Genomic DNA, 17,349 nt, shown 5'->3' on the forward strand with positions numbered 1-17,349 from the left:
CCGCCTCACAATGGGCCGACACCATGGGGTCATGACCTTCTCACGCCGTATCCTCGTCCCCAGCCTCCTCATCTCGCTGCCGGTGGTCGTCGCCGCGGGAAGCATCGCGCTCGCGCAGACGCCTGGGGCACCGCAGCTGCCCCAGGATTCGGTGGTCGTCGAGTTCGCGACGCCGACTCCGACGCCCGAGCCGGAGGCACCGCGTCCGGCTCCGTCCGCTGCGCCGGTCGCGCCGCCGGCACCGCCTGCCACCGGAGATGACGACGGTGCTGGCGACGGCGCCGGTGCAGGAGACGACGGTGCTGGCGACGACGGAGACGACGGCGGCACCGGAGACGACGATGACGACGACGGTGCCGGAGATGACAACGGAGACGATGGCGACGATGACTGACACGACGACAGCGCCCATTCCGACGACGGCGGCGCCCGCTCCTTCGGCCGAGCCGCTCCCCGCCGAACCGGCGCGACCGCCGCGGAGCCGGTTGCGCGCACTCCCGGCGCGCTGGCGCATCACTGCCTGGATCATCGCCAGCACGGTCGTCACGCTGCTCGCGGTCGGCCTGATCGGACGCAGCATCTTCCTCGCGGACATCGAGCAGTCCGCCAACGCGGACGTCGAACAGGAGGCGCAGGAGTTCCACCGGTTCCTCGCCCAGTCCGCCTCGGACTTCACCTCCGCCGACGAGCTGCTCGTTGACTATCTCGGCAGGCAGTCCGTACACGCGGGCGAGGTCATCGTCGGCGCCGTCGACGGCAAACCCGTGGCACTGGCCAACGGGCTCGTCGAGGGCGAGTCATCGCTGGGAATCTCCGGGGGAGACGCACTCGCCCTCCGGCTGCTCGGCAGCGAGGAGAAATCGGGAACCGTGTCGTCGTCCGAAGCCGGGCCGCTGCGCTGGGGGCGCGTGGACTTCGCCGCCGGCGACACCGAGGGCTCGCTCCTGGTGATGCAGTTCACCCAGGCGCGGAGCGCTGCCGTGGATCAGTCCGTCGTGACGATCGCGTGGGTGGCCTTCGCCGGTCTGCTGCTCAGCTCGGGGATCGCGTGGCTCGTCGCCGGTCAGATCCTCGCCCCGGTCCGAGAGGTGCACCGTGTCGCCCGCGAGATCAGCGAGCACGACCTCACCGCGCGCGTTCCGGTCGAAGGCAACGATGACATCGCGGCCGTCGCCACCACGTTCAATCAGATGCTCGACCGACTCGAGGGCGTCTACGCCACCCAGCAGCGCTTCGTGGACGACGCCGGACACGAGCTGCGCACTCCGATCACGATCGTCCGCGGACACCTCGAACTGCTCAGCGACGACCCGGTCGAGCGCCGCGAGACGCTGCGTCTGGTGAGCGGCGAACTCGACCGGATGAGCAGGATCGTCACCGACCTGCTCGTGCTCGCCCGCGCCGAGCAGCCCGACTTCGTCCGCGTCGCCGGATGCGACATCGCGTCGCTCACGCTCGACATCGAAGCCAAGGCGCAGGCGCTCGGCGATCGGCGCTGGCAGCTCATGGAGGTCGCCGAGGGGCAGGCGCGGCTGGACCCCCAGCGCATCACACAGGCTGTGCTGCAGCTGGCCGCCAACGCCGTCCAGATCACCGAGTCCGGGGCCCGCATCCGCATCGGATCCCGCTTCGAGGGCTCCGGCCCAGAGCGGATGCTGCGGCTCTGGGTGCAGGACGAGGGACCCGGCGTCGCCCCGGCGGACGCCGAGCGAATCTTCGAGCGCTTCGTCCGCGGCGGCGCGTCGGGGGAGGGCACTGCGCCCCGACGCGGCTCCGGACTGGGCCTGGCCATCGTCCGCGCGATCACGGATGCCCACGGCGGCTCCGCCTGGGTGGACAGCGTGCTGGGTGAAGGAGCGACCTTCGGTCTCGACATCCCCGCCCCGAACGACGCCGACCCCGTCATCCCCCTCGACAGCACCCTCGTGAAGGAGGCCTGACATGCGCCGCATCCTGATCGTCGAAGACGATCCCCACATCACCTCCTTCGTCCGACGCGGCCTTCGCACCGCCGGCTACGAGACCTCCGAGGCCACCGACGGCGAGAGCGCCCTCATCATGGCCCGAACCCGTCAGTTCGACCTCATGCTGCTCGACATCGGCCTGCAGGGGATCGACGGCTTCACGGTCCTCTCGCACCTCCGAGGCGAGGGGGTCACGGCTCCCGTCATCATCCTCACCGCACGCGATTCCGTGATCGACACGGTCCGAGGGCTCGAGAGCGGCGCAAACGACTACGTCACCAAGCCGTTCCAGTTCGCCGAGCTGCTCGCCAGAGTGAAGCTGCGCATCGGCGACGGCGAGCAGCGCGTCGCCGGAGCGGTCCTCGCGCACGGCGACGTGACCGCAGACATCCGCACCCGGAGGGTCACGGTCGGCGACGAGTCGGCCGACCTCACCTCGCGGGAGTTCTCGCTGCTCGAGGTGTTCCTCCAGCATCCGGGTCAGGTGCTGTCGCGCGACCAGCTGATCGGACAGGTGTGGGGAATGGACTTCGACCCGGCATCCAACGTGGTCGACGTGTACGTGCGAGCGCTGCGCAGCAAGATCGGTGCGGAGCACATCGAGACCGTCCGCGGCGCAGGGTATCGGTTCCAATGAACACCGCACCCATCCGCGTCCTGTACGCCACTCGTCCCCCGGAGCGGTTCGCGCCGCCGACCCCGGCGCGGCCTCCGCGACCGCCCCGCGCCTCCCGCCCGCCGCGCACGCCGCGACCGCCCCGCGACCGCATGCGTCTGCGGAGCGTCGTCGGTCTCGTCGTCGTCGCGGTGGCCGTGATCGCACTCTGCGTCGCCGCCCTCGCGTCTCCGGCGGGCGACAGCGGTGCGCCGACGCTGCCGATCGCCGCCACGATCTCGGTCTTCCTCCTCGCCGTCTGGGCGTGGATCTGCACCTCGCTCGATGACACTCTGGTGGCCTTCCTCGCCGCGGTCGCGCTCATCGCCATCGGCGTGCTGCCCGACGAGGACTTCTTCGCTTCGCTGGGCGACGAGACGATCTGGCTGCTGCTGTGCGCCTTCATCATCGCGGCCGGGGTCAGCGCGTCCGGGCTCGCGCTGCGAGGCACCGCGCTGCTGCTGCGCCGGGCGCGCACACCGCGCGCACTGTTCCACCTCACGACCTTCGCTCTCACGGTCACGACGTTCGCCGTCCCGGCGACCTCGGGGCGCGCCGCGCTGGCGATCCCCGTGTTCACAGCGCTCGCGGTATCGCTGGCCGATCGTCCGGCGCTCATCCGGGCCCTGTCGATGCTGTTCCCCACGGTGATCCTGCTGTCCGCCGTCGGCTCGCTCCTCGGTGCCGGCGCGCACGTGATCACCTCGCAGCTGCTGGAATCCGTCGTCGGGCAGGGCTTCGGATTCCTCGACTGGCTGTGGTTCGGCCTTCCGCTGGCGATCATCTCCTCCCACCTCGCGTGCGAGATCGTGCTGCTGCGGTTCACCGGCAGGGCAGAACGCCGCCGCGGCATCCCGAACGTCGTCGCCGACCTCGCCCGCACCGCACCGACCCCGATGAGCGGACCGCTCACGGGGATCGAGCGCCGCGCCGGCCTGCTGCTCGTCGCGGTGGTCGTACTGTGGTGCACCGAGCCCGTGCACCACATTCCGCCCGCACTCGTCGCGCTGTTCGGCGCCATCGTCGTGGTGTCACCGAAGATCGGATGCATCACACTGCCCGTGGCCGTGAAGAAGGTGCCGTGGGGGCTGCTGCTGTTCCTCGCGGCCACGCTCGCACTCGCCTCGGCGCTCACCGCCACGGGTGCCGCCGATTGGCTCGGCACCTGGGCGCTCGGGCCGATGGCGGGGCTCGGCTCGTCGGCCGGCGTCGCCTTCGTGCTCACCGTCATCGCCCTGTCGCTCGGCGCGCACCTGATGATCCCCTCGCGCTCCGCACGGTCCGCGGCGATCATCCCCATGGTCGTCGCGCTCGCCCCCGGACTCGGCGTCGACCCCGCCGCCGCGGCCTTCGCCTCGACCGCGGCCGCCGGGTTCTGCCACACCCTGCCCAGCTCGGCCAAGCCCGTCGCCATGTTCGCCGACCCGGAGATCGCACCGGGCGGATTCCATCCGCGCGACCTCCGCTCGCTCTCGGCAATCCTCGCACCGGCGATGTTCCTGCTCGTCGTCTGCTTCTCGTTCTGGATCTGGCCGGCCATGGGGATGCCCCTGCTGCGCTGAGCCCGCGCACCACAGCATCCCCTCGTCCTCGCCCTCGTCCTCACCTCTCCACCACCTCGACGTTCGTCGTACCCGGATTCGGGTCCATCAGAAGGAGTCCCCATGTCCATCCACATTCCCCAGCGCGTTCTCGTGGCCCCCAGCGGATTCAAGGAGAGCCTCGACGCCGAGACGGTCGCCCGCGCGATCGCATCGGGTGTGCGCCGCGTCATCCCCGGCATCCAGGTCGACGAGTTCCCGATCCCCGACGGCGGCGAGGGCACCGCCGCCGCGCTCGCCGCAGCGACTGGTGGCGAGCTCGTCCCCGTCACCGTCACGGGTCCGGTCGGCGATCCCGTCGTCGCGCACTACGCCCGCCTCGGCGGATCGGCACGCGGCACGGCCGTCGTCGAGATGGCGCAGGCGGGAGGGCTGCGCCTGGTCCCGCGCGATCGGCGCGACCCCGGCGCCACGACGACGCTGGGCGTCGGACAGCTGATCGCCGCTGCGCTCGACGGCGGCGCGGAGCGGATCATCGTCGGCTGCGGCGACTCCGGCACCAGCGACGGCGGGGCCGGCGCGCTGGAAGCACTGGGCGTCCGGGTGCTCGACCGGAACGGGAACCCGCTTCCCCGCGGCGGTCGGAACCTCGTCGACGCGGCGTCCCTGGATCTCAGCCACCTGCATCCGCGGGCCGCCGAGGTCGAGATCGTCCTCGCTTGCAACATCCACAACGTGCTGTGCGGACCCCGAGGCGTCGCACGCGTGTTCGGCCCGCAGAAGGGCGCTTCGCCGGCCGACGTCGAGCAGCTGTCTGAGGCGCTCGACACCTGGGCCGACGTGCTCGAGCGCTTCGGCACCCACGGCGCGGCGATGGATGTGCGCACCGGCCCGGGTACCGGGGCATCCGGTGGCCTGGGAGCAGGACTCGCGGCGGTCCTCGGCGCCCGCCTGGCACCGCGATTCGAGGTGCTGCTGGACGGCGACCTGCTGCCGCGCAACCTGGACGACCTGCTCGAGAAGGCCGACCTCGTCATCACGGCGGAGGGCGCGATCGACTTCCAGACGCCGCGGGGGAAGGTGCCGGCCGAGGTCGCCATGCGCGCACGCATCGCAGGCGTCCCGGTGCTCGGCATCGCCGGTTCGCTCGGCGAAGGAGCTCCGGCCGTGCACGACATCGGCATCGGCGCGATCGCGTCCATCCTCACCGTGCCGATGCAGCTCGAGCAGGCCGTCGAACAGGGGGAGGCTCTGCTGCGGGACGCCGCAGAGCGCAGCATGCGGCTGGTGATGCTCGGCTCGGCCCTCGCCGCCAGGGCGGCCTGAGTCGTGTTTCCCCGGCCGGCGACAGGGAGTCGGTCGGGGACGGTCGGTAGACTCGTCTGGTGCCAGTCAACACCGAACTTGTCGGCCGGGAGTTCCCGCCGACGGCCCCGTACCTCGTCGGTCGTGAGAAGGTGCGCGAGTTCGCCCGCGCCGTCTTCGCCGACGCTCCGCTGCACACCGATGTGGATGCCGCTCGCGCGCTCGGCTACGCCGACGTCGTCGCACCGCCGACGTTCGCGATGGTCATCCAGGACCAGACGCTGCAGCAGCTGCTCAGCGAACCGGGGTCCGGCATCGAACTGGCGCGGACCATCCACGCCGAGCAGCGCTTCGCCTACAGCCGTCCGATCGTCGCCGGCGACGAACTGAGCGGACGCCTGAAGGTCACCGGCATCCGCACGGTCGGCGGCAACGCGATGATCACCAGTGAAGCCGAGATCACGGACGCCGAGGGCGCCCACGTCGTCACGGCGACCAGCGTGCTGCTGGTCGGAGCGGGGGAATGATGTCGTTCACTGTCGGAGATGTCATCGCCGAGCGCGACATCCACCTCACCCGCGAATCGCTCGTCCGCTACGCGGGAGCCTCGGGCGACTTCAACCCGATCCACTACCGCGACGATGTCGCCGAGTCGGTCGGTCTTCCCGGCGTGCTCGCGCACGGGATGCTGACGATGGGCATCGCGTCCTCCGTCGTGGTGTCGGCGCTCGGGGATGCCGCGACGATCACCGAGTACGGCGTGCGGTTCACGAAGCCCGTCGTCGTCGACCGCGCGGACGGAGCGGACGTGCACGTGCTCGCCACAGTGGGTGCCGTGGACGAGTCCAGCGCACGCATCGACCTCAAGGTCACCTTCGGCGAGACCACGGTCCTCGGCAAGGCGCAGCTGCGCGTCGCGATCTGATGCGCGACGTCTCACCGATCGCGCTCTCGCAGCTCACGACGCTGCGCACCGGCGCGGCACCGGAGCGGATGCTCGAGGCGCGCACCGCCGACGAACTGGTCGAGGCGCTGCGCGAGACGTGGGCGCGCGGTGACGAGTGGTTCGTGCTCGGCGGCGGGTCCAACCTGTTCGTCGGAGACGAGCCGTTCGAGGGCACCGTGATCCGCGTGCTCACCACCGGCATCGAGCGACTCGAGTCGCCGCACCCCGGCCGCGCCCGCGTCCGCGTGCAGGCCGGCCACGACTGGGACGCGCTGGTCGCGTACACGGTCGAGCACGGCCTCGCCGGCATCGAGGCGATGAGCGGCATCCCGGGCACCGTCGGCGCTGCCCCCGTGCAGAACGTCGGCGCCTACGGGCAGGAGATCCAGGAGACGCTCGTCGAGGTCGAGCTCATCGACGAGGCCACCGGCGAGGTGTCGGTCGCCTCGGCATCCGAACTCGGACTCGGTTTCCGCACGTCCGTCCTCAAGCACCACTACGGCGGAGCCCCGCTGCGCCGGGCGGTCATCCTCTCGGTCACGCTGGATCTCGCCGATGTGGGGGATGCCGGGCGCATCGTCCGCGGCGAGCAGCTGCGTCGCGCGCTCGCGCTGCAGGACCACGCGCCCGTGCCGCTCGCGTGGGTGCGCGGGCGGATCCTCGAGACGCGTGCGGCGAAGGGCATGCTCCTGAACCCGGAGGACCCGGACACGTCGAGCGCCGGGTCGTTCTTCCAGAACGCGATCGTGCCGGAGGCCGTCGCGCGAGCGCTTCCGCCGGAGTGCCCCCGCTGGCCCGTGACTCCCGACCTGGATGCCGTGACGGTCATTCCGCTCGGCGCATACGACGGGCACGTGCCGCCGCTGACGCATCAGCCGACCGACGTCAAGGTGTCGGCAGCCTGGCTCATCGAGCACGCCGGGATCTCGAAGGGATTCCGGTTGCCGCGCTCCCGCGCCGGAGTGTCGACCAAGCACGCTCTTGCGCTAACCAACCGCGGCGGGGCGACGGCCGGGGAGATCGCCGAACTCGCGCGCTACATCTCGGGTCGGGTGCACGCCGAGTTCGGCCTGCTGCTGCAGCCGGAGCCCGTGCTCGTCGGCGTCGACATCTGACGCACCCACCGGCGTCCACCGGCCACGGTGTGCGGCGGCGTCCACCGGCGGCGTGAGACTTGACTTGCGGGGTGATACTTGGCCTGGCAGGGCAAAGGTCGGCCCGCAAGGTAAGTCTCGCGGTCGGATCGGCGTACCCCGCCCGTCCGGCGCAGGGCGTAGGCTCACGTGCATGCCCGGACTCGTCCCGTACCTGTTCTTCCCCGGCAACGCAGGCGAGGCCCTGACGTTCTACCGCGATGTGTTCGGCGGCGAGCTGACGACGTTCACCTACGCGCAGTTCAGCCGCGTCGACGGCCCGGATGACGCGATCGCGCACGGCATGCTCACGGGCGCCGTGCAGCTGTTCGCCGCGGATGCTGGGCCCGATGAGGATGCCGTGCACATCGTCGGCGCGAGCTTCTCGCTGCTCGGAGCGGCGGAGCCCGCGAAGCTCACGCGCTGGTTCGACGCGCTCGCCGAGGACGGGACGGTGGCGGATCCGCTCCAGAAGCGTCCCTGGGGGGACTATGACGGCCAGGTCGTCGATCGCTACGGCATCCGCTGGCTGATCGGGTTCGAGGACTGACGCGCCGTTGCGGCGCTGCCCCCGATACCCCGTCTGAATGGCGAGGCCCCGTCGTCTCCGCGCGAATACGACGGGGCCTCGCCGTCACCGAGAGGTCTCGGGGCGGAAAACGATCCTCAGGAGGCGAACAGGCGCTGCAGGCGCTGCACGCCCTCGAGCAGCTGGTCGTCGCCCAGCGCGTACGACAGGCGCAGGTAGCCGGACGGTCCGAACGCCTCGCCCGGAACCACGGCGACCTCGGCCTGTTCGAGGATGAGGTCGGCCAGTTCGAGCGAGGTCGTGGGCGTGACGCCGCCCCAGGCCCGCCCGAGCAGACCCTGCACGTCGGGGTAGACGTAGAACGCGCCGAGCGGGTTCGGCACCTTCACGCCGTCGATCTTCGACAGCTCCGACACGATGAGTCGGCGACGGCGGTCGAACGCCTCGCGGAACTGCTCCGCCTCGGTCTGCGGACCGGTGAGCGCGGCGATCGCGCCCTTCTGCGCGACGTTGTTCACGTTGCTGGACAGGTGCGACTGCAGGTTGCCCGCGACCTTGATCGCGTCGGCCGGGCCCACCATCCAGCCCACCCGCCACCCGGTCATCGCGTACGTCTTCGCGACGCCGTTGACGAGGATCGTCTGGTTCGCAGCCGCAGGCACCGCCTCGACGATCGAGACGGCCTTCACGCCTTCGTACGTGAGGTTCTGGTAGATCTCGTCCGAGATGATCCAGATGCCGTGCTCGACGGCCCACTCGCCGATCGCCCTGGTCTCCTCTGGCGTGTAGACCGAGCCGGTCGGGTTCGACGGCGAGACGAACACCAGCACGGTGGTGCGCTCGGTGCGCGCCGCCTCCAGCTGCTCGACGGTGACCTTGTAGTCCTGGTCGGACCCGGCGAACACCTCGACGGGGACGCCGTCGGCGAGGCGGATCGCCTCGGGGTACGTCGTCCAGTACGGCGCGGGCAGCAGCACCTCGTCGCCGGGGTTCACGACCGCCTGGAAGGCCTGGTACACGGACTGCTTGCCGCCGTTGGTCACGATCACCTGCGAGGGGGAGACCGCAAGGCCCGAGTCGCGCAGCGTCTTCGCGGCGATCGCCTCGCGCAGCGCCGGAAGGCCGGGGGCGGGCGTGTACCGGTAGCTCGCCGGATCGGCCAGGGCCTCTGCCGCGGCATCCACGATGAACTGCGGCGTCGCGAAGTCCGGTTCGCCGGCGGCGTAGGAGATGACCGGCTTGCCTTCGGCCTTCAGGGCCTTGGCCTTGGCATCCACCTTGAGCGTCGCGGACTCGGCGATAGCGGACAGTTTGCGGGAGAGAGGAGCGCGTTCGGTCACGCTTTGAATGCTACTCGCGCGAGGGGAGCCGTGCGCGTCAGCCGCTGCAGCACTCCGCGGTTCCGCACGAATCCCCATATCGCCGGTACGGAGCCGTCGGGTCGGTCATATCGACCAGGGAGGATGCATCCGGGTGCGTCGGTTCGTCCCCGGCGGTGTTCCAGAGCGTGAAATGCCACATCCCGCGGTTCTCGTCGGCCAGCAGCCGGTCGGGTCCGGAGAGCACCAGGACGCGGTCGCGTGCACGATCCGCCCGGAACGGGGCGACGATCCGCTCGCGCAGCAGCGCGGGGTCGACCGCATGCGTGTCGGCGCGTTCGACGCTCTCGCCGTGCGCCTCCAGCGCGGTCGCGAGGGCATCGGCGGCGCGTCGCGAACGGTCGTGCTCGGCCCCGGCGACGACGACGAGGCGCGCGCCCGTGGCGTTGTTGTGCAGGAACTCGCCCGCGATGGCCTCCCACGTGTCCGTCATGCCTCCAGGGTAAGCCGGAGCGGCCGGCATCCACGGGTCACCCCGCCCCTGACGTCAGCACGCCGACGAGGAACAACGCGCCGGAGATCAGGACCACCGCCTGCGGGTACACGTACGACGCCAGGCACAGCCCGGCGGCGACGATGCCGAACGTCAGCGGCCAGGTGAGCGGCGATCTGCCGGGGGAGGCCGGCTTCGGCATCCGGATCAGCAGACCCAGCGCGATCATCGGCAGGAAGAGCAGATACTCGCGCGCGTCGATGATGATCCTCTCGACCGGCGGGAGCCCGGACATCCCGACGCTGAGGAAGATCTCCGGCTGCGTGATGAAGATCACGAGAATGCCCGTGGACAGGACGATGGTCAGGATGCTGAGGGCGATCGAGACGATGCGGCGCACGCGGGACGCTTCTCGATAGGCGATGGCGAAGCTGGACATGGTCGGGACAGTACGCCGGGCGGGGGACCGGCATGCGGAGTTATCCACAGGCCGCATCACTGGGGCGGAGAGATCCCGCCGGTCGGACGCGATCCGGGGAACGCGTCCGGCCGACGGGATCTCAGACCAGCTCACTCCGTGTCGACGAGGTACCGGTTGTACGCGCTCAGCGTCAGGAACGCCGGGAACTCCGTCCCGAGGGCGACGTCACGGAACACATCGGCCGCGTCATCGAACCGATCGCCGTCCCGGCGTTCGACCGCGGAGAGCACGTCGGAGATGAGCGACTCGACGTACTGCGCCGTGATCGGCGTGCCCTCTTCCGTGGAGAGGCCCTGGTGGATCCACTGCCACACCTGCGAGCGGGAGATCTCCGCGGTCGCGGCATCCTCCATCAGGTTGTCGATCGCGACGGCACCAAGGCCCCGCAGCCACGCCTCGATGTAGCGGATCGCGACGGCGACGTTGTCGCGCACGCCCTGGTCGGTGATCGGGCGCCCGATGTGCAGGTCGAGCAGATCCGCAGGGCTCACGTCGACGTCGTCGCGCTGCCGGTCCACCTGGTTCGGGCGGTCGCCGAGCACAGCGTCGAACTCGGCCTGCGCGGTCGGGATGAGATCCGGATGCGCGACCCACGTGCCGTCGAACCCGTCGCCGGCCTCGCGGCGCTTGTCGGCGGAGACCTTCTCGATCGCGCGGGCGGTCACCTCGGGGTCGCGGCGGTTCGGGATGAAGGCGCTCATGCCGCCGATCGCGAATGCGCCGCGGCGGTGGCACGTCTGCACCAGCAGCTCGGTGTACGCCCGCATGAACGGCACGGTCATCGTGACCTCGCTGCGGTCGGGCAGGACGAACCGCGCCCCGCGCCCGCGGTAGTTCTTGATGATCGAGAAGATGTAGTCCCAGCGGCCGGCGTTGAGGCCTGCGCAGTGGTCGCGCAGTTCGAACAGGATCTCGTCCATCTCGAACGCCGCCGGCAGCGTCTCGATCAGGACGGTCGCGCGGATCGTCCCGTGCGGGAGACGCGCGTGCTCCTCCGCGAACGTGAAGATGTCGTCCCACAGCTTCGCCTCCTCGCTGGATTCGAGCTTGGCGAGGTAGAAGTACGGTCCGCGCCCGGCGTCGATCAGCGCCTGCGCGTTGTGCAGGAAGTACAGCCCGAAATCGACGAGGGAACCGGATGCCGCCATCGCCCGACCCGAGCGATCGATGAACGTCAGGTGCTTCTCGGTGAGGTGCCAGCCGCGAGGACGCATGACGATCGTCGGCGTGCGTTCGGCGGTGACGCGGTACTCCTTGCCCTCGGCGCTCGTGTAGCTCAGCTCGCCGCGGATCGCATCGCGCAGCGACAGCTGCCCGCCGATGACGTTCGCCCAGGTGGGACTGGTGGCGTCCTCCTGGTCGGCGAGCCAGACCCGCGCGCCGGAGTTCAGGGCGTTGATCGTCATCTTCGGATCCGTCGGACCCGTGATCTCGACGCGGCGGTCCTCGAGCCCCGGTCCTGCGCCGGCGACCTGCCACTCGGCATCCTCGCGGATGTGCGCGGTGTCGTCGCGGAACCGAGGGTCGTGGCCGTTGCCGATCTCGAAGCGGCGCCGCATCCGGTCGGCGAGCCGGTCGTGCCGTCGGTGCGCGAACCGGTGGTGCAGTTCGGTGAGGAACGCGAAAGCCTCCGGTGTGAGGATCTCGTCGTAGCGGTCGCGCAGAGGTCCGTCGATCCGGATGGCGGGGCCCCGCAGGGTCTCGGTCGGGGCGGTCGGGGGAGCGGTGGGAATGGTCATGATGTGTGTCCTTTGGGTCGTGAAGAGCCGGGAGGCGTTGGTGCAAGCGGGGCCCCCGCGCCCGGAGGCTCAGGTCAGCGCGAAGCGGTGGCTGGGACGTGAGAAGGCAGGAGGCGTCAAAGCAAGCGGGGCCCCGCGCCCGGAGGCTCAGGTCAGCGCGAAGCGGTGGCCTGAGTGGGCGTGGGGTGGAATTGCGCCGTCTCGGTGGAGCCGGCGAGGGCGAGCGTCGCGCTGTCGGGGTTGAGCGCGGTCGAGATGACGTCGAAGTATCCGGTGCCGGCCTCGCGCTGGTGCCTGGTGGCGGTGTATCCGGATGCCTCGGCGGCGAACTCGGCCTCCTGAAGGTCCACGTACGCGCTCATGGCGCGCTCGGCGTACCCGCGGGCGAGGTCGAACATGGAGTGGTTCAGTGCGTGGAAGCCAGCCAGCGTGATGAACTGGAACCGGTAACCCAGCTCGGCCAGTTCCTGCTGGAACGTGGCGATCTCGGCATCCGACAGGTGCTTGCGCCAGTTGAAGCTGGGGGAGCAGTTGTAGGCCAGCAGCTTGCCGGGGAACTGCGCGTGGATCGCCTCGGCGAACGACCGGGCCAGCGCGATGTCCGGCTCGCCCGTCTCGACCCAGAGCAGGTCGGCGTACGGGGCGAAGGCGAGTCCGCGGCTGATGACCGACTCGAGGCCTGGACGGATCCGGTAGAACCCCTCGCTGGTGCGCTCGCCGGTGGTGAACGGCTGGTCGCGCTCGTCGACGTCGCTGGTGAGCAGGTCGGCGGCGAGGGCATCCGTGCGGGCGATGATGACGGTGGGGACCCCGGCCACGTCGGCCGCGAGGCGGGCCGCGTTCAGCGTGCGGATGTGCTGCTGCGTCGGCACGAGCACCTTCCCGCCGAGGTGTCCGCACTTCTTCTCGCTCGCGAGCTGGTCCTCCCAGTGGATGCCGGCGGCACCGGACTGGATCAGCGACTGCGCCAGCTCGTACGCATTCAGCGGCCCGCCGAAGCCGGCCTCGGCATCCGCGACGATCGGGGCGAGCCAGTCCTGCGTGAGCTCGCCCTCGGCGTGCTCGAGCTGGTCCTGGCGCAGCAGCGCGTTGTTGATGCGACGGACGACGGACGGCACCGAGTTCGCCGGGTACAGCGACTGGTCGGGGTAGGTCTGGCCGGCGAGATTGCCATCGGCGGCGACCTGCCAGCCGGAGAGGTAGATCGCCTTGAGCCCTGCGCGCACCTGCTGCACGGCCTGGCCACCGGTGTACGCGCCGAGAGCCCGGACGTACTCCTCGGTGTGCAGGAGATTCCACAGGTTCTCGGCTCCGCGGTGGGCGAGCGTGGCCTCCTCGCGGACCGAGCCGCGGATGCGGATGACGTCCTCGGCGCTGTACGTGCGCTCGACGCCGTCCCAGCGCGGGTCGGTCTCCCAGATCTCCTGGAGCTCGGCCGCGGTCTGGACCTGGTCACCGGCTCGCAGTCCGGTCGGGGTGTTGTTCGTCATGATCTCTCTCCTCCGTTGGATCGGGGTGGCTTGGCATCCACTCTGCGTGAAGATCTCGGATGCTGATGGCCGATGAGGAGGAGAAGTTTGGCCGTATTTCTGTTTTCGTGACAGAATCCCGGCATGACCCCGGCGCAGATCGAAGAAGACACCGACGCCCTCACCATCGGACGGCGCATCCGGCAGCTGCGCGCCTCCCGCGGGATGACCCTGGAGGCGCTCGCCGCAGCGGTCGACCGCGCCCCCAGCCAGCTCTCCATGATCGAGACGGGCAAGCGCGAGCCGAAGCTCACGCTGCTGCAGGCGATCGCCCGCGCGCTGGGGACGGGCATCGACGCGCTGCTCGAGGGCGAGCCGCTCGATGAGCGCAGCGCTCTGGAGATCTCCCTGGAGCGCGCGATGAAGGGGCAGACGTTCCAGGCGCTCGGGATCGAGCCGTTCCGGATCGCCAAGAGCGTTCCGACGGATGCCCTGAAGGCGCTGCTCGCTCTGCACGGCGAGATCGACCGCCTCCGGGATGAGCGTGCGGCGACCCCGGAGGAGGCCCGACGTGCGAACGTCGAGCTGCGGCACCTCATGCGCCGGCAGGACAACCACTTCGCGGAACTCGAGGCGAAGGCGTCCGAGATCCTCGCGGCGGTCGATCATCCAGGAGGTCCCCTCACGCAGCGCACCGCGTCCGAGATCGCGGCTCACCTCGGATTCACACTGCACTACGCATCCGATCTTCCGCAGACGACCCGCAGCGTCGCCGATCTCGCGAACGGCCGGCTCTATCTGTCCGGCCAGGTGCAGGCCAAGGGCGATGCGCGTACGGCCGTGCTGCAGGCGCTGTCGAGCCGCATCCTCGGGCATGCCGAACCCCGCAGCTACGCGGAGTTCCTGCGGCAGCGCGTGGAGACGAACTACCTGACCGGGGCGCTGCTCATCCCCGAGGCGCACGTCGTGCCCGCGCTGCGCGAGGCCAAGGCGCGTCGGGAGATCTCGATCGAGGACCTCAGGGATGCCTATTCGGTGTCGTATGAGACGGCGGCCCACCGGTTCACGAACCTCGCGACGCGGCACCTCGACATCCCGGTGCACTTCCTCAAGGTGCACGAGTCGGGCACGATCACGAAGGCGTACGAGAACGACGACGTGAACTTCCCGACCGATCGCCTCGGCGCGATCGAGGGGCAGATGTGCTGCCGGCGGTGGACGAGCCGGGTGGTCTTCGACGAGGACGACCGGTTCAACCCGTACTACCAGTACACCGACACCGGTAACGGGACGTACTGGTGCACGGCCAGGGTGGAGGCGTCCAGTGAAGGGCTGCACTCGGTCAGCGTCGGTGTGCGCTTCGACGACACGAAATGGTTCGTCGGGCGGGACACCCCGCATCGCGGCGTCTCGAAGCACTCGGTCGAGGTGTGCTGCCGGAGGGCCCCCGCGGAGCTCGAGCAGCGCTGGCGGGAGCAGTCCTGGCCGAACGTGAAGACTCCGCGGACTCTGCTCGCGACCCTGCCCACCGGGGCGTTCCCCGGCGTCGACACGACGGACGTGTACGAGTTCCTCGAGGCCCACGCCCCTCGGTAGCCTTGCGGTGATGGTGCTCGACGGAGGGGATGAGATGTCGGATGAAGCGGCGGCGCCGCCGGACGATCACTCATGGCGGACGGAGCTGCGTTCGCTCGTCAGCGGTGTCGACCTCATCGTGCTCTCGCTTGCGATCGTCGCCGGCGTGTGGGGTGTTCTCGTCACCCTGGCGGATGCGTCCGGGGATGGAATCGGCGGCAACCTCGCCGTCATCGCCCCTGGCCTGTACGCCGGCTGGTGCATGCTCGAGATGGCATGGAAGCGTGCGCCCTCCATCGGCCACGTCCTCATGCGGATGCTCACCGCGTGCTTCGTCGCTCCGGTGTTCGTGGCGATTCCGATCGGCATCGTCCAGGCGATCGCCGTCGCCTTCCCCGCCGTGCGGCAGACGATCGCCGAATCCGGAGCCCAGAACGGCGGCTTCCACTACTGGTGGAGCGAGGGCGTCGTCGCGCAGCTGTTCCTCGTGCCGATGGCCGGCTACGTGATCGGCATGTGCATCCCGCTCGGCGTGGTGCTGATCATCGTGATGCCCGTGCTCTCGATCCGGGCACCGAGGATCGCCGCAGCAGGCTCCCACCTCGAGCGCGTCGATGGACGGGCCGGCCCGTCGGCGACGGCCTTCGTGTTCGTCGGCCTCGGGGCCACGACGCTCGGGATCGTGCTGTGGGTGTTCGGCGACGGCGGCAGCATCCTGGAGTTCCCCGATGGAGTCGCGCGGTCGCTCGACGCGCTGTCGTACGGCGACGTCTCGCTGGAGGTCTTCTGGCCGCTGGGCGTCGTGCTCGTCGTCGCCGGGGTCCTCAGCATGATCTGCGGCTGTATACCGGTGCTCATCGCGCGCGGCCGGGCCGCGGACGCGTAGGTCACTCGGCCCTGGTCGTGCTTCCGTCTACGCGCGGGGAGCGGCCGTGCTGTCGCGGACGTTGAGCTGCGGGCTCAGCTGCACCCGGTGCACCGGGCGATCGGGGTTCCCCATCCGGTGCAGCAGCAGGTCGACGGCCGTGCGGCCGACGGAAGCGCGCGGCGGGCTCACAGCGGTCAGCGCCGGGGTGAACAGCTGCGCGACCTCGTCGTCGTAGGCGATGATCGACAGGTCCTCGGGGACCGAGATCCCGCGGTTCAGGGCGAGATCGACGACCGCCATCGCCTCGGGGTCGGAGTGCACCAGGAGCCCGGTGATCCCGGCATCCATCATCGCGTCCAGCGCTGTGTTGACCTCTGCGGTGAAGTCGGGGCTCGAGCGATCGGGCAGCACGGTCTCGACATGGCGCGCAGGCCCGAGCTTCAGGTCCGTCACCGCCTGATGCCAGCCCGACGCGATCTTGCGCGACGTCGGCGAATTGCGCGACAGCACGAGCCCCACGCGACGATGGCCGAGCGATGCCAAGTGCCGGGCGGCGAGCATCGCACCCAGCGCGTGGTCGGTCGTCACGGACTCGACGGGCGCGCCTCCGGCGGAGACCGCATCGCGCTCGACGAGCACGGTCGGGATGCCTGACTCGTCCAGCCAGCGTGCGACGTCCTTCGCATGCGGAGTGTCGGTGTTCGGCGCGACGATGAGGCCTGCGATGTCCTCGCTCGCCACGAGCCGTTCGAGCACGGGGCGCTCGTCCTGCAGTTCGTAGGACGCGCCGCGCAGCAGCACCTTCAACCCACGGGCGCGGGCCTCGGCCTCCATTCCGCGGACGACGCCGGGCCAGTAGTAGTTCAGGGACGGCACGAGCACTGCGATGGTGCGGACCTCTGGCTCCTTCGGAACGGATGCCGCGGCAGCCGCCGCCTTCGACGGCACGGCGCCTCCGTGCACGCGGACGAGCACGCCTTCGCGCTCCATCTGCGCGAGGTCGCGGCGCAGCGTCACCGGCGTCACTCCGAGATCGTCGACGAGCTGCGAGATGCGCACCGCGCCGTCGCGCGCGAGCGCGTCGAGCACGTGCTCGCGGCGCTTCGCCGCCAGCAGGACGTGCACGTTGTCGTCGGTCATGCTTCCTCGCCTCTCCCCAGTTCTTTCTATCGTCATCCGCGTCCGTCAGGCGGAATTCCGGCGCCGCGATCCTTAAACGATCATAACCGAACATAACAAAACCAAAACCATCTTGTTCTGTACGAAAAAGATTGCTAATCTCCGAAAGCGGTCAATCCACCCGACCAGACCGCCCGCATTTCAAAGGAGAGA

Annotated in this window: 17 protein-coding genes; 11 read left to right on the forward strand and 6 right to left on the reverse strand. The window is 70.0% G+C overall.

Annotated elements, in window-relative coordinates:
• Positions 1-31: 31 nt before the first annotated feature.
• From M2317_RS07035 to M2317_RS07075, 9 genes are all read left to right on the forward strand, one after another.
• Positions 32-394, forward strand: a complete 363-nt coding sequence (locus tag M2317_RS07035) for a hypothetical protein (protein WP_429458633.1) — start codon at positions 32-34, stop codon at positions 392-394.
• Entirely contained in the window at positions 387-1,940 is a 1,554-nt protein-coding gene (locus M2317_RS07040) for an ATP-binding protein (protein WP_429458634.1), read from the forward strand. The genes M2317_RS07035 and M2317_RS07040 overlap by 8 nt, the downstream gene beginning before the upstream one ends.
• Position 1,941: 1 nt before the next feature.
• On the forward strand, positions 1,942-2,601 hold the full coding sequence (locus M2317_RS07045) for a response regulator transcription factor (protein WP_429458636.1): 660 nt from the start codon (positions 1,942-1,944) through the stop codon (positions 2,599-2,601).
• Positions 2,598-4,181, forward strand: coding sequence for an SLC13 family permease (locus M2317_RS07050; RefSeq protein WP_429458638.1), 1,584 nt, complete (start codon positions 2,598-2,600; stop codon positions 4,179-4,181). The genes M2317_RS07045 and M2317_RS07050 overlap by 4 nt, the downstream gene beginning before the upstream one ends.
• A gap of 102 nt (positions 4,182-4,283) precedes the next feature.
• The gene (locus tag M2317_RS07055) at positions 4,284-5,486 is read left to right on the forward strand and encodes a glycerate kinase family protein (RefSeq protein WP_429458640.1); all 1,203 of its coding nucleotides are present in this window, start codon (positions 4,284-4,286) and stop codon (positions 5,484-5,486) included.
• Positions 5,487-5,545: 59 nt separating this feature from the next.
• Entirely contained in the window at positions 5,546-5,992 is a 447-nt protein-coding gene (locus M2317_RS07060) for an FAS1-like dehydratase domain-containing protein (RefSeq protein WP_429458642.1), read from the forward strand.
• A complete protein-coding gene (locus M2317_RS07065; RefSeq protein WP_429458644.1) occupies positions 5,989-6,390 on the forward strand; it encodes a MaoC/PaaZ C-terminal domain-containing protein in 402 nt (133 codons plus the stop codon). Before M2317_RS07060 ends, M2317_RS07065 begins: the two co-directional genes overlap by 4 nt.
• Positions 6,390-7,526, forward strand: coding sequence for a UDP-N-acetylmuramate dehydrogenase (locus tag M2317_RS07070; protein WP_429458646.1), 1,137 nt, complete (start codon positions 6,390-6,392; stop codon positions 7,524-7,526). The genes M2317_RS07065 and M2317_RS07070 overlap by 1 nt, the downstream gene beginning before the upstream one ends.
• Positions 7,527-7,698: 172 nt before the next feature.
• On the forward strand, positions 7,699-8,094 hold the full coding sequence (locus M2317_RS07075; protein WP_429458648.1) for a VOC family protein: 396 nt from the start codon (positions 7,699-7,701) through the stop codon (positions 8,092-8,094).
• Between the two features lie 116 nt (positions 8,095-8,210).
• Here the strand turns inward: M2317_RS07075 and M2317_RS07080 are convergent, their stop codons facing one another.
• The 5 genes from M2317_RS07080 to aceA form a co-directional block, all read right to left on the reverse strand.
• The gene (locus tag M2317_RS07080; protein ID WP_429458650.1) at positions 8,211-9,413 is read right to left on the reverse strand and encodes a pyridoxal phosphate-dependent aminotransferase; all 1,203 of its coding nucleotides are present in this window, start codon (positions 9,411-9,413) and stop codon (positions 8,211-8,213) included.
• Between the two features lie 37 nt (positions 9,414-9,450).
• The gene (locus M2317_RS07085; protein WP_429458651.1) at positions 9,451-9,885 is read right to left on the reverse strand and encodes a hypothetical protein; all 435 of its coding nucleotides are present in this window, start codon (positions 9,883-9,885) and stop codon (positions 9,451-9,453) included.
• 37 nt (positions 9,886-9,922) lie between these two features.
• Complete coding sequence (locus M2317_RS07090; RefSeq protein WP_429458653.1) at positions 9,923-10,324, reverse strand: hypothetical protein; 402 nt, start codon at positions 10,322-10,324, stop codon at positions 9,923-9,925.
• A gap of 131 nt (positions 10,325-10,455) precedes the next feature.
• On the reverse strand, positions 10,456-12,105 hold the full coding sequence (aceB, locus tag M2317_RS07095; protein ID WP_429458655.1) for a malate synthase A: 1,650 nt from the start codon (positions 12,103-12,105) through the stop codon (positions 10,456-10,458).
• 152 nt (positions 12,106-12,257) lie between these two features.
• Positions 12,258-13,595, reverse strand: coding sequence for an isocitrate lyase (gene aceA / locus M2317_RS07100; protein WP_429458657.1), 1,338 nt, complete (start codon positions 13,593-13,595; stop codon positions 12,258-12,260).
• A gap of 123 nt (positions 13,596-13,718) precedes the next feature.
• Between aceA and M2317_RS07105 the strand changes: the two genes are divergently transcribed.
• Together M2317_RS07105 and M2317_RS07110 are read left to right on the forward strand one after the other, a co-directional pair.
• On the forward strand, positions 13,719-15,170 hold the full coding sequence (locus M2317_RS07105) for a helix-turn-helix domain-containing protein (protein ID WP_429458659.1): 1,452 nt from the start codon (positions 13,719-13,721) through the stop codon (positions 15,168-15,170).
• Positions 15,171-15,180: 10 nt separating this feature from the next.
• Entirely contained in the window at positions 15,181-16,035 is an 855-nt protein-coding gene (locus tag M2317_RS07110; RefSeq protein WP_429458661.1) for a hypothetical protein, read from the forward strand.
• A 27-nt stretch (positions 16,036-16,062) separates the two neighbouring features.
• On the opposite strand, the gene M2317_RS07115 is transcribed toward M2317_RS07110, so the two are convergent.
• On the reverse strand, positions 16,063-17,157 hold the full coding sequence (locus M2317_RS07115) for a substrate-binding domain-containing protein (RefSeq protein ID WP_429458663.1): 1,095 nt from the start codon (positions 17,155-17,157) through the stop codon (positions 16,063-16,065).
• Between the last annotated feature and the right edge of the window lie 192 nt (positions 17,158-17,349).

Source organism: Microbacterium sp. ZKA21 (genome assembly GCF_050434165.1).
Classification (GTDB): Bacteria; Actinomycetota; Actinomycetes; order Actinomycetales; family Microbacteriaceae; genus Microbacterium.

Bases quoted from the DNA above. Each gene is read 5' to 3' on its own strand.
- M2317_RS07035 (WP_429458633.1), top strand. From the start codon at position 32: ATGACCTTCTCACGCCGTATCCTCGTCCCCAGCCTCCTCATCTCGCTG.
- M2317_RS07040 (WP_429458634.1), top strand. From the start codon at position 387: ATGACTGACACGACGACAGCGCCCATTCCGACGACGGCGGCGCCCGCT.
- M2317_RS07045 (WP_429458636.1), top strand. From the start codon at position 1,942: ATGCGCCGCATCCTGATCGTCGAAGACGATCCCCACATCACCTCCTTC.
- M2317_RS07050 (WP_429458638.1), top strand. From the start codon at position 2,598: ATGAACACCGCACCCATCCGCGTCCTGTACGCCACTCGTCCCCCGGAG.
- M2317_RS07055 (WP_429458640.1), top strand. From the start codon at position 4,284: ATGTCCATCCACATTCCCCAGCGCGTTCTCGTGGCCCCCAGCGGATTC.
- M2317_RS07065 (WP_429458644.1), top strand. From the start codon at position 5,989: ATGATGTCGTTCACTGTCGGAGATGTCATCGCCGAGCGCGACATCCAC.
- M2317_RS07070 (WP_429458646.1), top strand. From the start codon at position 6,390: ATGCGCGACGTCTCACCGATCGCGCTCTCGCAGCTCACGACGCTGCGC.
- M2317_RS07075 (WP_429458648.1), top strand. From the start codon at position 7,699: ATGCCCGGACTCGTCCCGTACCTGTTCTTCCCCGGCAACGCAGGCGAG.
- M2317_RS07085 (WP_429458651.1), bottom strand. From the start codon at position 9,885: ATGACGGACACGTGGGAGGCCATCGCGGGCGAGTTCCTGCACAACAAC.
- M2317_RS07090 (WP_429458653.1), bottom strand. From the start codon at position 10,324: ATGTCCAGCTTCGCCATCGCCTATCGAGAAGCGTCCCGCGTGCGCCGC.
- aceB (WP_429458655.1), bottom strand. From the start codon at position 12,105: ATGACCATTCCCACCGCTCCCCCGACCGCCCCGACCGAGACCCTGCGG.
- aceA (WP_429458657.1), bottom strand. From the start codon at position 13,595: ATGACGAACAACACCCCGACCGGACTGCGAGCCGGTGACCAGGTCCAG.
- M2317_RS07105 (WP_429458659.1), top strand. From the start codon at position 13,719: ATGACCCCGGCGCAGATCGAAGAAGACACCGACGCCCTCACCATCGGA.
- M2317_RS07110 (WP_429458661.1), top strand. From the start codon at position 15,181: ATGGTGCTCGACGGAGGGGATGAGATGTCGGATGAAGCGGCGGCGCCG.
- M2317_RS07115 (WP_429458663.1), bottom strand. From the start codon at position 17,157: ATGACCGACGACAACGTGCACGTCCTGCTGGCGGCGAAGCGCCGCGAG.